Annotated in this window: 13 protein-coding genes; 2 read left to right on the forward strand and 11 right to left on the reverse strand. The window is 71.4% G+C overall.

What is annotated here, in order from left to right:
* Positions 1-36: 36 nt before the first annotated feature.
* The 7 genes from ETU37_RS21775 to ETU37_RS21805 form a co-directional block, all read right to left on the reverse strand.
* On the reverse strand, positions 37-936 hold the full coding sequence (locus ETU37_RS21775) for a DMT family transporter (protein WP_129989426.1): 900 nt from the start codon (positions 934-936) through the stop codon (positions 37-39).
* A complete protein-coding gene (locus ETU37_RS21780) occupies positions 933-1796 on the reverse strand; it encodes a deoxyribonuclease IV (RefSeq protein ID WP_129989427.1) in 864 nt (287 codons plus the stop codon). Before ETU37_RS21780 ends, ETU37_RS21775 begins: the two co-directional genes overlap by 4 nt.
* Positions 1797-1829: 33 nt before the next feature.
* Positions 1830-3875: a Stk1 family PASTA domain-containing Ser/Thr kinase gene (gene pknB / locus ETU37_RS21785; RefSeq protein ID WP_240755886.1), complete on the reverse strand. Its 2046-nt coding sequence runs from the start codon at positions 3873-3875 to the stop codon at positions 1830-1832.
* A gap of 166 nt (positions 3876-4041) precedes the next feature.
* Positions 4042-4983, reverse strand: coding sequence for a transglycosylase SLT domain-containing protein (locus tag ETU37_RS21790; protein ID WP_129989428.1), 942 nt, complete (start codon positions 4981-4983; stop codon positions 4042-4044).
* A 129-nt stretch (positions 4984-5112) separates the two neighbouring features.
* Positions 5113-6051 carry a formylglycine-generating enzyme family protein gene (locus ETU37_RS21795; protein WP_129989429.1) on the reverse strand — a complete coding sequence of 313 codons (939 nt, stop codon included), beginning with the start codon at positions 6049-6051 and terminating at the stop codon, positions 5113-5115.
* 18 nt (positions 6052-6069) lie between these two features.
* On the reverse strand, positions 6070-7680 hold the full coding sequence (locus tag ETU37_RS21800) for an arylsulfatase (RefSeq protein ID WP_206054111.1): 1611 nt from the start codon (positions 7678-7680) through the stop codon (positions 6070-6072).
* Between the two features lie 121 nt (positions 7681-7801).
* Positions 7802-9673: a sulfatase family protein gene (locus ETU37_RS21805; RefSeq protein WP_129989430.1), complete on the reverse strand. Its 1872-nt coding sequence runs from the start codon at positions 9671-9673 to the stop codon at positions 7802-7804.
* Between the two features lie 173 nt (positions 9674-9846).
* On the opposite strand from ETU37_RS21805, the gene ETU37_RS21810 reads away from it, so the two are divergent.
* Both ETU37_RS21810 and ETU37_RS21815 read left to right on the forward strand, forming a co-directional pair.
* On the forward strand, positions 9847-10218 hold the full coding sequence (locus ETU37_RS21810) for an Rv2175c family DNA-binding protein (protein WP_206054112.1): 372 nt from the start codon (positions 9847-9849) through the stop codon (positions 10216-10218).
* Positions 10219-10303: 85 nt separating this feature from the next.
* Positions 10304-10744, forward strand: coding sequence for a barstar family protein (locus tag ETU37_RS21815; protein ID WP_129989431.1), 441 nt, complete (start codon positions 10304-10306; stop codon positions 10742-10744).
* Positions 10745-10774: 30 nt separating this feature from the next.
* Here ETU37_RS21815 and ETU37_RS21820 read toward each other — a convergent pair whose 3' ends face one another.
* From ETU37_RS21820 to ETU37_RS21830, 4 genes are all read right to left on the reverse strand, one after another.
* The gene (locus tag ETU37_RS21820) at positions 10775-11131 is read right to left on the reverse strand and encodes a hypothetical protein (RefSeq protein ID WP_129989432.1); all 357 of its coding nucleotides are present in this window, start codon (positions 11129-11131) and stop codon (positions 10775-10777) included.
* Between the two features lie 500 nt (positions 11132-11631).
* On the reverse strand, positions 11632-12204 hold the full coding sequence (locus ETU37_RS24010) for a DUF6318 family protein (RefSeq protein ID WP_420819123.1): 573 nt from the start codon (positions 12202-12204) through the stop codon (positions 11632-11634).
* Between the two features lie 87 nt (positions 12205-12291).
* Complete coding sequence (locus tag ETU37_RS21825; protein WP_129989433.1) at positions 12292-12795, reverse strand: DUF6318 family protein; 504 nt, start codon at positions 12793-12795, stop codon at positions 12292-12294.
* An 85-nt stretch (positions 12796-12880) separates the two neighbouring features.
* On the reverse strand, positions 12881-13186 hold the full coding sequence (locus tag ETU37_RS21830; protein ID WP_129989434.1) for a hypothetical protein: 306 nt from the start codon (positions 13184-13186) through the stop codon (positions 12881-12883).
* Positions 13187-13313: the final 127 nt, after the last annotated feature.

A 13313-nucleotide genomic window follows, 5' to 3' on the forward strand; every position in this document is an offset into this window, starting at 1 on the left:
GGGGTACGGCGTGCCGGGCGGCGACCGGTTTACGCATCAGACCGAGATGTGCGTGACCTCGGCCTCGATCTTGCGGCGCGGCGCCAGCTCGACGACCAGCATCGCGGCCAGCACCATCGTGCCGCCGACCAGCATCCGGGCGGTCAGCGACTCGCCGCCGAGCAGCACCGCGAAGAAGGCCGCGAACACCGGCTCCATGCTCATGATGATCGCGCTGCGCGTGGGCGGCAGGTGCGCCTGCGCCCAGGTCTGGGCCGCCATCGCCAGCGCCCCGGCGATCAGCGCCATGTAGACGAGCGCGAGCCAGTCGCGGCCGTTGTCGGGCAGCACGATCCCGTTCGGCAGGCTCACCAGGAAGCAGACCGCGGCGATCGACGCGAGCTGGATGATCGTCATGCCCATCGCCTCGGCCGAGGACGACCAGGCGCCAAGGCCGACGATGTGCAGCGCGAACAGCAGCGCCGACACGAACGTCAGCGCCTCGCCGTAGCCGATGCTGAACCCGCCCAGGGTCAGCACGCCCAGCCCGGCCAGCGCGAGCACGACCGCGCCCCACGTCATCCAGCCGATCCGCTGCCGCAGCAGCAGGGCGGCGAACAGCGGGGTCGCGACGACGTAGAGCCCGGTGATGAACCCGGACACGCTCGCCGCGGTGTGCTCGAGGCCCGTGGTCTGCAGCATCTGCGCGACGCCGTACAGCACGCCGAGCACGACGGCTGTACGCCGCCCGTGCGGGGTCAGCCGGAAGACCGGACGCGGGAACAGCAGGAAGGTGGCCGCCGCGGCGATCGCGAACCGGACCGCGAGGTAGTCGAGCACGGGCACGCGCTCGACCAGGTCCTTGGTGAGGAAGAACGTGCTGCCCCAGGCCGCGGTCACGCCGAGCAGTGCCAGCGCCGCGACCAGGGAGGTGCGGCGCTCGGTGGTCGTGGTCATGGGCGGAGCTTCTTGACCAGGTCGATCTGCCCGTCCTCGGGGTCCCGGGAGCCGGGCGTCTCGAGGATGACCGGCACCCCGTCCATCGCGTCGTGCGCGAGCAGCTCCTCGAAGGCGGGGATGCCGATGTGGCCCTCGCCGATGCGCTCGTGGCGGTCCTTGAACGCGCCGCGGACGTCCTGGGAGTCGTTGGCGTGCACCAGCCGCAGGCGTCCCGGTCCACCGATCTCCGCGAGCCGGTCGACCGTCGCGGTGGGGCCGCCGGGCTCGTCGAGCGGGGCGCCGGCGGCGAACACGTGGCAGGTGTCCAGGCAGATCCCGGCGCGCGGGTGGTGGTCGAGCGCGTCGAGGTACGGCGCGAGGTCGTCGACCCCGGCGCACAGCGACCGGCCCTGGCCGGCGGTGGGCTCGAGCAGCAGCCAGGGCGCGGTGTCGCCGTCGAGCGTGTCGAGCAAGGGCAGGAGGCCCTCGCGGACCTGCCGCATCGCCACGTCGTACGCCGCGGTGCCCTCGCTCTCGGCGACGCACGACCCGGTGTGCACCACGACGCCCTCGGCGCCGATCTCGACCGCCCGCCGGAGGTTGTGCGCGACGGAGGCGACGGACCGCTCGTAGGTGGCGGGGGTGGGCGAGCCGAGGTTGACGAGGTACGGCGCGTGCACGAACACCCGCATCGCCCGCTCGGCGCAGGCCGCGCGGAACGCCGCGTCGACGGCCGGGTCGCCGGGGGAGTGCGCCCAGCCGCGCGGGTTGCCGGCGAAGACCTGGATGGTCTCGCAGCCGGTCGCGTCGGCCTGCGCGAGCGCGCCCTTGACCAGGCCGGGACCGACCTGGACGTGGGTGCCGACGGGGTTGCGCATGGGCCCCAGCCTACGAGCCGAGGGTAAGGACCGTCAGACCAGGTAGAGGATGACGGTGCTGCCCTTGGGGGCCATCGAGCCGAAGCCCGGGTCGGCCGACTGGACGAACCCGAGGCCGAGGTAGCCGGGGCCGGGCTGCTCCTCGACGGTGAAGCCCAGGCCCTCGAGCGTGGCCCGTGCGTCGGCGACGCCCTGCGCGGTGAGGTCGGGGATCTGCACCATGACCGGGCCCTTTGACACGGTCAGCTCGACGGTGTCGCCGCGGAACACCCGGCCGTCGGTCGGGGACTGGGAGATCACCTTGCCCTCGGGCACGGTGTCGGAGTTCTCCGAGGAGGCGTCGATCTTGACTCCCTTGTCCTCGAAGTAGGCACGGGCCTTGTCGGCGTTCTTGCCGGTGAAGTCCTTGACCTCGATCGGCTTCGGGCCCCGGCTGACCACGATGTCGACCGCGGTGTCGGGACGCAGCTCGGTGCCGGCCTTCGGGTCGGAGGCGAGCACGGTGCCCTTGGCCACCCGCTCGTTGTAGCGGCGGGTCACGTCGCCGACGGCGAGGGTTTCCTCCTCGAGGAGGTCCTCGGCCTGGGTGAGGGAGTTCCCGCGCAACGCCGGCACCTGGTAGCGCTCGGGGCCGAGCGAGAGGAACACCGTGACCGTGCCGTCGTTGAGGATCCGCTCGCCACCGGCGGGGTCGGAGGTGACGACCAGTCCCTTGTCCACGGTCTCGGAGTAGCGCGGGTCGCCCTCGCGGTAGGTCAGGCCGGCGGCCTCGACCTGGGTGCGGGCCTGCGCGGCGGTGAGGTTCACGACGCCCGGCGTGGTGGTGTAGCGGCCGGCGCCGAACCACCAGCCGCCGACCCCCGCGGCGACGGCGAGAAGCAGCACGATCGCGAGCAGGATCGGGCCACGCTTGGACCGGCGTGGCTGCTGACGGATCGGCGCGCTCGGCCGGGAGACGTTGGCCGGCTGCCGGCGCGCGGCCGCGGGCGGGGGAGCGGTCGGCCGCTGCTCGGGGAGCTTGCCGATCACGGTCGTGCCGTCGTCGCCGCGCTCCACGCGGGCGATGACGTGGGAGATCCCGCCGACCTCGGCGGCCCGCGCGACCTGCCCCGGGGACAGGATCGTCGGGACGTCGTCCTCGGTGACGTAGTCGATGTCGTCCTCGCGCTGCACCGGGACCGTCGGGGCGAGGTCGGCGGTCAGCTCGGGGTCGTCGCGCACGCCGTGGTCGAGGGCGCCGTGCACCCGGCGTACCTGATGCAGCAGCACGCGGGCGTCGGCCGGCCGCAGCTCACGGTCGCGCGCGCAGGCGCGGGCGACCAGGGCGTCGACGTACGGCGGGATGCCCGGCACCTCCGCGGAGGGCGGCGGCACGTCCTCGTGGACGTGCTTGTAGGCGACCTGGATCGGTGACTCGCCCTCGTGCGGCTTGCGGCCGGTGAGCGTCTCGTAGAGCAGCACGCCGGCGGCGTACACGTCGGCGCGGGCGTCGGACTTGCCGTCGACGACCAGCTCGGGGGCCAGGTAGGAGACGGTGCCGATCAGCACGCCACCGGTCGCGGTGTGCTGGGTCTCGGCGCTCACCGCCCGGGCCAGCCCGAAGTCGGCGACCTTGATCCGGCCGTCGTCGGCGATCAGGACGTTCTCGGGCTTGACGTCGCGGTGGACCAGACCGGCCTGGTGCGCGGCGCCGAGCGCGGCGAGCACCGGCTCGATCAGCGTGAGCGCCTTGGCCGGCGCCATCGGCGCCTCCTTGCGGATCACGTCGCGCAGGGTGTGGCCGGGGATGTACTCCATGGCCAGGAAGAGCGTGCCGTCGTCGTCGCCCTGGTCGAAGACGCTGACGACGTTGGGGTGGGAGAGCCGGGCGGCGCTGCGTGCCTCGCGCACGAAGCGGGCCGCGAAGTCGTGGTCGTCCCCGAGCCCTGAGTGCATCACCTTGACCGCGCAGACCCGGTCCAGGCGCAGGTCGACGGCCTCGTAGACGGTCGCCATGCCGCCGCGGGCGATGCGGGGGCCGACGCGGTAGCGGCCGTCGAGGACACGCCCGATCAGCGGGTCCGCAGCGGTCTTGTCCACGTCGAGGCCTCCAGAGAACGGCCGACGTGTGGGGAAGCGTCGACCTCGTCAGCCCCGATTCTAGGTTCGGCGGCGGATCCGGGCCCACCACGGCGGGCGTCCGGCGTGGCGGGGGTCACCGCGTGCGGCGGCGTCGGGCCGGGGTCAGCCCCCGACTACCGCGGGGTCAGAGCGGGTCCCAGCCGGTGGCCAGCCGTCGCTTCAGGGCCATCACGTTGGCGACGTAGTGCTTGGTGGAGCGGTACATCCCGTGCTCCCGCACGCCGGCCAGGCCCTGGTAGTAGCCGGCGACCGCGTGCCGCGGACCGGCCTGCTGCCGGAGCAGCTTGAGCAGCACGACCCCGGCGGTGACGTTGTCGTGCAGGTTGCGCAGGTTGAGTGTCCGGCCGACCACCTGGGACATCCACACGCCGGTGGCCGGCATCACCTGCATCGCGCCGAGGGCGCCGGCGGAGGAGATGCGTTTCTGCTGCCAGCCGGACTCCATCCAGGAGACGGCGAGGGCCAGGTCGGGGTTCACGCCGTGGTAGCGGGAGCGCTTGGCGACGATCCGCCGCACCTCGCGGTGGCTGGCGCCGGCGTGCACCCAGCCGTGCTTCGCGTGCTGGTGCGCGTGGTGCTTCTTCGGCTTGTGGTGCTTCGGCTTGTGGTGCTTCGGCTTGTGGTGCTTCGGCTTGTGCTTCGCCGGTTTGGCCGGGGGCTTCGACGGCTTGGACTTCGGCTTCGACGTGGTCTTGTGCTTGTCGTGGTGGTGGCCGTAGTAGCCGGTGAAGTGGTCGCGGTGCTTCGTGCAGGCCCGGGCGCGCTTGACCACGACGGGGATCCGGACCACGTCGCCGACGTGCAGCACGGCGGAGTTCATCGCGATCAGCTCGTCGGTCCAGGCGTGGTACCGGGTGGCGATCCCGCTGGGTGTGTCGCCCAGGCGGACGACGTACTTCTTGATCTTGCGGTGCGGGTGCCCGGACCTGCTCTTGCTGACGAGGCTGACCTGCTCGGTGCGGGCCGGCTCGGCCGACGCGAGGACGACCGGTGCGCCCAGGAGGGTCACGGCGAGCGCGGTGACGCCGCCGGTGAGGTGGCGGAGGGCGCGGCGCAGGGAGGTCATCGGATCTCCTCCCGCACTCGTCGGCGTGGCGCCTTGACAAGAGACACGAAAGTGACTCGTGATGCGCCGGTCTACGACAGTGACTGATGAGGCAGCATCCGTCAAGCCGAACGGCGCAATCCGTCCCGCTCACTGGTCGGCGGCCACCCGGAAGCCCGTGTGCGAGGAGGTCGAGTCCGGGGTGTTCGCCGTCCTGGCCGAGACCCGGTACCGGTTGCAGAAGCTGTCGTGGCACATGAACGAGCCGCCGCGCACGACGCGCTGACCGGGGTCGGCCGGCCCGCCGGACACGGACCAGGGGTCGGTGCACCACTCCCAGACGTTGCCGACCATCTGGAAGAACCCGAGCCCGTTGGCCGGGAACGCCTTGACCGGCGCGGTCGCCGGCCAGCCGTCCTCGACGGTGTTGTGGTGCGGGAACGGGCCCTGCCAGATGTTGCAGCGGTGCCGGCCGCGCGGGGTCAGGTCGTCGCCCCAGGGGTACGTCGCCTGCTCGAGGCCGCCGCGGGCGGCGAGCTCCCACTCGGCCTCGGTGGGCAGCCGCAACCCGGCCCAGGTGGCGTAGGCCTCGGCGTCGGCCGCGCTGACGTGCACCACGGGGTGGTCGTCGAGGCCGTGCAGGTCGCTGCCCGGTCCCCAGGGCGTGCGCCAGGTGGCGCCGTCGAGGCGGCCCCACCACGGCGTCTCGGCGACGACGCCGACGACCTGGCAGCGCCGCGCGGCGGTGAGCAGGGGGACCGGGACGAACGACCAGCCCTCGGCCTCCGCGGTGGTGACGTGGCCGGTGCTGCGTACGAAGGCGGCGAACTGCCGGCTGGTGACGGTGGTGGCGCCGAGGGCGAACGCCTCGACGGTGACCGGCCGGACCGGTCCCTCCCCGTCGCCGGGGCGCGCCTCGGGACCCTCGCTGCCGGCGAGGTACGTCGACCCCGGCAGGTCGACGAGAGCCCGGCGAAGCCGGCGGCGCACCTCCTCGGGGGCGGTGCCGACCGTGGCCACCGTGCCGACCGCCGCCGGCGCGGTACCGGCGGCGGTCGGGGTGCGGGCGGGGCCGCAGCAGGCACTCATGCGTCGCTCATGCGTCGCTCATGCGTACTGGGTCCCGGGCTTCCACTGCCGCACGCGGACGCGGGCGGCCCAGGCCTGCCACTCGGCGTCGAGCTCGGTGACGGTCTCGGGCCGCTGGTCGGCGAGGTTGCGCGTCTCCGCCCGGTCACGGGTGACGTCGTAGAGCCGCCAGGGCTCGTCGTACCGGGCGACCAGCTTGTACCGGCCCTTGCGGATCGCCCGGTTGCCCTCGTGCTCCCAGAAGACCGGCCGGCCGTTGGTCCAGCCGCCGGGATCGGTGCCCTGCGCGACGGCCTGGAAGCTGCGGCCCTCCAGGGGCGGGACGGTGCGTCCGGCGCGGGTGGTGGGGTACGTCGCGCCGGCCGCGCCGAAGATCGTGGGCGCGAGGTCGATGAGGTGCAGTGGCTTGTCGACGACCCGGCCGGCCGGCACGCGCGCCGGCCACGACGCGAGCAGCGGCGTGGAGATGCCGCCCTCGTCGGTGTAGTGCTTGTAGCGGGTGAACGGTGTGTTGGAGGCGTGCGCCCACTCCAAGCCGTAGCTGGCGTAGGTGTTGCTCGGCCCGGGCCAGATGGTCGGGTTGTTGCCCGAGCGGACCGGGGAGCCGTCGACGCTGACCGTGCCGGCGCCGGCGTTCTTGCCGAGCACCTCGGCGCAGCCGCCGTTGTCGGAGAGGAAGAGCACGAGGGTGTCGTCGCGCACGCCGGTCTCCTCGAGCGCGTCGAGGATGCGGCCCACCCCGATGTCCATGCGGTGCACCTGGGCGGCGTACACCGCCATCCGGCGGTCCTGCCAGCTCTTGTTCGGGTCGTCGTCCCAGATCGTCGCGTCGGGATCGCGTGGCGGCAGCTCGCTGACCGACGACAGCAGGCCGAGCTGCCGCTGCCGGTCGAAGCGGGACCTGCGCAGGGCGTCCCAGCCGCCGAGGTAGCGGCCGCGGAACTGCTCGACGTCGGCCTCCGGGGCGTGCAGCGGCCAGTGCGGGCTGGTGAACGCGACGTAGCTGAAGAACGGTGCGTCGCCCCCGGCGAGCTCGTGGATGGCGTCGACGGCGTCGTCGGCGAGGGCGTCGGTGAGGTAGTAGTCGGGCTCGGTCGGCCGGCCGATCGGGCTCGCGTCGCGGTAGAGCGTGGGGCGGAAGTACGACGACTTGCCGCCGGTGGGGCCGTAGGAGCGGTCGAAGCCGCGGGCGTGCGGGGTGACGCCGTTCTGCCAGGTGCCGACGTGCCACTTGCCGCTCATCGCGGTGCGGTAGCCGGCGTCGCGCAGCACCTCGGCGATCGTGACGCAGTCGTCGTTGAGGCGGCCCTGGTACTCCGGGTAGCCGTGGTCGTCGGTCATGTACCCGACCCCGGTCTGGGTGGGGTAGAGGCCGGTGAGCGCGGACGCGCGGGTCGGGCAGCAGCGGGCGTTGTTGTAGAACTGCGTGAACGTCGCGCCCTCGGCGGCGATCCGGTCGATGTTCGGTGTCGGGATCTCCGAGCCGAAGCGGCCGATGTCCGAGAAGCCCATGTCGTCGGCCAGGATCAGTACGACGTTGGGCCGCCCGCCGGTGGGTGCGGCCGAGGCCGGTGCCGAACCTGCGACGCCGATCGCCGTGCCCGCCGCGGCCGCGGCCGTGGTCTGCAAGAGGGCACGGCGGGACAGTCCCCGAGATGACTGCACGATCTACCTCCACAAAGTCGAGTGAGTTGGAGGTATTTAACACCGGCCGGTTGCAGTCGCCAAGCACGTCCCGCCGTCGGCGCTGCTACGGCGTCGCGCGGCTCGGCGCCAGCTCGTCGACGAGGAGCTTCATCGGCTTGCCCGGGTCGAACCCGACGGGCGGGACCGGGTTGCGCGTGCGCAGGCTGCGCGGCAGCGGCATCGAGCACTCCGTGACGTCGCACTCGCGCAGCCGGTCGAGCTGCTTCGCGAGCAGGCGCACCACGGCGGCGTACCGGGGCCGCTCGACGAGGTTGGTGAGCTGCCGCGGGTCGCGGCGCATGTCGTAGAGCTCCTTGTCGTGGCTGGCGTGCTCGACGTACAGGTAGCGACCGGTGCGCACGCCTTGCGAGAAGCGCAGGCTCGACGGGCCGCGCTTGCGCTGCAGCAGCGGCGTGCGGGTGAGGGTGTCGTCGCTGAGCTCGCGGGGGCCGGTCTCTGTGAGGATCGGCCGGGTCCAGCCCTGGTCGCCGAACCGGGCGACGTCGAGCATGCTCACGCCGTCCAGCGGCTGGTCGGTGGTGACGCCGGTGGCCGCGAGGATGGTCGGGGCGAAGTCGATCATCAGGAACGGGTCGCGGCGCTCCTCGCCCTTGGGGATGCCGGGGCCGCGCATGACGAGCGGCACCCGGAGCGAGGGGTCGTAGGCGATGATCTTGCCCTGGCGCCGGCGGTGCTCACCGAGGAAGAAGCCGTTGTCCGACGTGAACATCACGTAGGTGTTGTCGAGCTGTCCGGTGCGGCGCAGCGTCGCCATGATGTTGGCGACCTCGTCGTCGACGACCGACAGCGCCTCGACCCGCTGGCGGTAGTCCTCGAGGATCGACTCCTTCTCGACGTCCACCAACGGCGGCTGGCTGCGGATGAACACCGGCTTGTCGGCGACGTCCTCACGGCCGAGCCACGGCGGGATCCGCTGGATCCGCTGGTCGAAGCGGCCCTTGACGTACTTCGGGCGCGCCGGGTTCTGCCAGGTCTGCCGCCAGCCGTCGGAGCGCAGGAACGGCTTGGGGTCGTCCTTCTCCTTCGGCGAGCCGACGTGCGGGGTGGCGAACGACGTCTGCATGAAGAACGGCTGCGGACTGCGCGCACCGCGACGGATCACCTCCTGGGTGATGTCGCTGTACAGGTTGGTCTGGTAGACGCCCTCGTGCGGCTCGAGCACGCCGTTGTCGGACAGCGTGGTGTCGAAGTAGCGGTACGTGCCGCCCTGGAGGTGCCGGGCCTCCGGCTCCTCCTTGACGTTGTCGACCGAGGGGCGCCAGTCGGTCCAGCCCGGAGGGATGTAGCGCAGCGACGACGAGCCGTCGAGCCGCTTCTGCCGGCCGTAGCCGTTGAGGTACTTGCCGACGAACGCCGTGTCGTAGCCGCCGTTCTCGTGCAGCCACCGCGGGAAGGTCTGGCGGTCGTCGAAGACGCGGAACCCGAACGGCGCCTTGTGCGACCAGACCTCGTGGTTGTGGGAGTACAGGCCACTGACGAACGACGCACGTGCGGGGCAGCACAACGGGTGCGGGCTGAACATGTTGGTGAACCGGACGCCCTGGTCCGCGATGAGCCGCTGGACGTTCGGCATGAACTGCAGGTCGTCGTCCCGCATGTCGTCCATCATCATGACGAGCACGTTGGGCCGGTCCTGGTCGCCGGTGATCCCCTCCGCCGTCACGCTGGGACGGCGCGCGTCGAACAGCTGCTGCTGGTACGGCGTCTGCCCCAGCCGCTTGCGCTGCTCGTCCTCGTCGAGCCTGGCCAGCGGCCCGGTGACGTTGCCGCTGAGGGCCGGCGTCCCGGTGTCGTCCTGGTCGGCGCTCGCGGTGGTCGTGGTGCCGGCGGTGGGCGCGGCCGTCCCGGGGAGCGCGAGGGTCGTGACGAGCAGGGTCAGCGCGGTCGCGGCGAGCACGGCCGTTCTGCGGGGCATCGAGGAGGCTCCTGGGTCGGGTACCGGGTGTCCTGGTGTCGCGCGCACGGCGCGGCAACAGTCGGGACGGTGAACCAGGTGCCTCCGTGCGCAGCCACTCTACGGAGCCGGGACACGCCGACTCACGTCGGGCAGGCGTGAGAAGGCTCTCGGTGACGTGCCAGCATTGAGCCGTGAGTACCACCGATTCCGGCCCCGGCCTCGACGAGCTCGTGGGGGAGTGGCTCGACTGGGGACAGGTGTCCGACGCGTTGCACATCAGTGTCTCCAAGGTGCGCCAGCTCATCCGCGAGCACCACCTGGCGGCCGCCGTACCCGTGCCCGGCGGGGGACAGAAGGTGCCGGCCGCGCTGATCATGGACGGCGAGATCGTCAAAGGCGTGCCCGGCGTGCTGACCGTCCTGCACGACGCGGCCTACGACGACCGGGATGCGCTCGCCTGGCTGTTCACGCCCGACGAGTCGCTGCCCGGCCGGCCGATCGACGCGCTGCGCGAGAACCGCGGGTCCGAGGTGAAGCGCCGCGCCCAGGCGCTGGGGTTCTGACTGTCCGCCGCCCCTGTTGCTCGCCGTACCGCAGGGCTACCCTGCGAAGGAACCAGTCCGGTGACCCTTCGGAGGTTCCAGCAGAATGAGCGGTCTCGCAGCACTCCTGGCAGGACACAACGCACCCGATCTCTACCAGTGGCACAGTGCCGCGCACGTGCCGGACGTCGAGCACGCGGTCGAGCACGCGGGCTGGAAGTTCGCCTACCTCGACGGCTGGACCATCGAGGACAAGCAGTCCTTCCTGAAGGCCTGCGGCCACGCCCTCGACGTCGACGGCGACCTCGGCGAGAACTTCGACGCGCTGTCGGACCGCCTGGCCGACGTGTCCGCGGGGGACCGCAACGGAGTGATCCTGCTGTGGGACGGGTGGAGCCCGTTCGCGCGCCACGACGAGCAAGCGTTCGGAGTGGCGCTTTCTGTTCTCGGGGGTCGCGCCAACGCCGACCGTGGCTGCAAGTTCGCCGCCATCCTGCGCGGCGACGGCCCGCCGCTCGACCTGCCCGAGCTCCCGGTCAAGCACTGACCCACTCCGGTTGGTCGAGCTTGTCGAGACCTACTCGTAGCTCCCCGACAGCACCGCCGTCGCCTCGGCGATCCGCAGGCTGCCCGCCGGACCGCTGATCGTGACCGTCTCGGGGATGTCCTGCCATGCGCCGCCGTTGACCCGGAACCGCGCCGCGTAGGTGACGTCCACGCTCGGCATCACCGTCACGTGCGCGTCGGTGTACTCGTGGATCACGTCCTTCGCCGGGAACCGCGCGCCGGGCGTGCTCGTCTGCGTCGACGTGCCGTCACCGTGGTGCCAGATGTACGTCGACGGCGTCGCCTCGACCTCGACCCGCTGGCCGAGCAGCGTGATCGTCCGGGCGAACGTCTCCGGCTCGGCGTAGAAGATCGTCGCGAAGTTCACCAGCGTCTTGTCTTCTGGCTGGGTCCTGGCCTCGAGGGCCGGCAGGCCGATGCGACGGAGGGCGGTCAGGACATCCCCTGGTCCGACTTCGGGTGGGCGTGGGGTGTCGGCTGGTCCAGGTGGGCGACCGAAGCATTGAAAAGCGATCGCAGTCCATCCGCCGCCTGCTTCCCTGCCCCACAGTCGCCACAACCGCTCGTTAGGGTCCGCGCAGGAGCGCGCCGACGCACAGTCGATCGCAGTGTCTCCTGCATCAGCGTCCGAGATGTCACGGCACACCGACACCCATCGATACTCCAAGAACGGCGAGCCAGTCGATTGGATCGGCTCGGAACCTGGCTGGCCGGGCGTTTGAGATCCGCCGTGGGTTTGCTTGCCGCCGATCCATGCGGCGTCGCCGTCCGCACCGCCGGAGATCTCGGGTCCCGGGGATTCGTTTGCGTTGGCCGATGGAGTGGCGATTGCGACGGCGGCCGCGAGAGCCACGACGAGTGCGCGCATCAGCTCTGAACCAATCGCGAGATGGTCCATGAGTTCTCCGTCGAACGCATGTAGATGTCGAGAATCCCTCGGATCTCGTCGGAAACGATCGGCTCTGAGTTGGGTTTCTCGTACCGTCGTTGACTGCTGACGAGGAGAGTCAGAGATATCGCTCGCTCGTTCTCCCGACCACCGCTCAAGACCTTGGTCCCGAGGACTCGCCATCCATCCCCTTCTAGATGGCCGCCCTTGGAGTAGACGTCTTGGATTCCGTCTGCCATTCCCCGGCATACGCGACAAGAGTCAGACGCGACAGCATTGATTGCTTCGACATCGCCCGTGGCGGAGGCGTAGTTGACGAGATCGACAAAGTGACGGGCGAAGGCCTTGGCCGCCCGTGTCGAACTTCCGCCGGCATCGGCAGGCAGCGAGGGGGGCGCCTCGGACGACGAACCGGTCGGACTCGGCGACTCAGTCGGCAGAGGGGCAGGTTTCGGCGGGTCGTCGCCCGACGTGCACGCTGACGTACCGAACCCGAGCAACCCCGCGGCCGCGACCGCGACCAACGAGCGGCGCCACCGAGAAGCGCGCATCCTCGACCCCCAAGACGACCGAACCGAACGCCCTGAACCTACCCAGGTCCGAGCCTCGGCTACCAGGGTCGATCGCGGATCTGTGGATCAGCGCGGCGAGAGGTCCTGGACCGCCCAGTCCCCGTCCTCACGGATGAGCTGGAACCGGAAGCCCTGGGTGCCGCCGGGGAACTCCTGCGGCTTCGACTTCTTCTTCAGGTACACCGTCTGCGGCGACACTTCGAACGTCACCATCAGCCCGACCTCGTCGTCCGTCGCGCCGGCCTCGGGGACGACCTTGTTGACAGCCCACCCGTCCGACTCGACGTGACCGCCGGCGGCGTAGATCTTGTCGAGCTGCCCCGCGAAGTCGGCGCACGCGGTGCAGTCGTCGGCCGCGAGCGACTTCAGCTCCTGCGTGTCCCCGCTAGCGGTCGCCTCGTTCAGCGTGTCGGTCCAGAACCCGACGAACTGCTCGGCCCCGGCCCGGCCCTCGTTGTCGGCATACGCCGGACGCTCGCCGGTCGTGTCGGCGGGGTCGTCGGAGCCGCAGGCCGCGGTCGACGAGAGCAGCAGAACAGCGGTCAGGGCAGGCAGGACGCGAGAAAGCACGTGGTCGATGGTGACACGCACGTGGCCACGAACCGGCACCGGGACCGTCACGGATCGGACACGGCCGGGTTCGTGCGAGCGCGTGTCAGCGAGTGCGGCGCCCCGTGGAGCGGCGCGGCTTGTACTCGCTCACCAGGCCGAGCGCCACGAGGACCCGCGCGACCAGCACGAAGAGCAGCAGCAGGCACAGAGTGGCGCCGATCGTCGCCCCGGCGGTGAACACCCACGCGACCTGGTCGCCGGCGCGCGCCACCCGGCCGAAGTCGATGGCAGCCTTCACGAGGAACACCCAGGCCACGCCGGCGGCGAGCGCGCCCAGCGCCAGCAGCAGCATCGAGAGCCGGCGCTCCGGATGCTTCTGCTTCTCCGCCCGTCGCCTGCCTTCGCTCACAGTCCCTCGTCCGGTCCTCGCCGCCGCCACTGACACGCCCTGATTCTGTCCCATGAACCACACCCGTCGCAGCCAATCGCCCGCCCGGTGGTCGATTGGTGTGCGCCGTGTCGCCGGGGCCGAGGAC

Source organism: Nocardioides iriomotensis, from assembly GCF_004168035.1.
GTDB classification, from domain to species: domain Bacteria; phylum Actinomycetota; class Actinomycetes; order Propionibacteriales; family Nocardioidaceae; genus Nocardioides_B; species Nocardioides_B iriomotensis.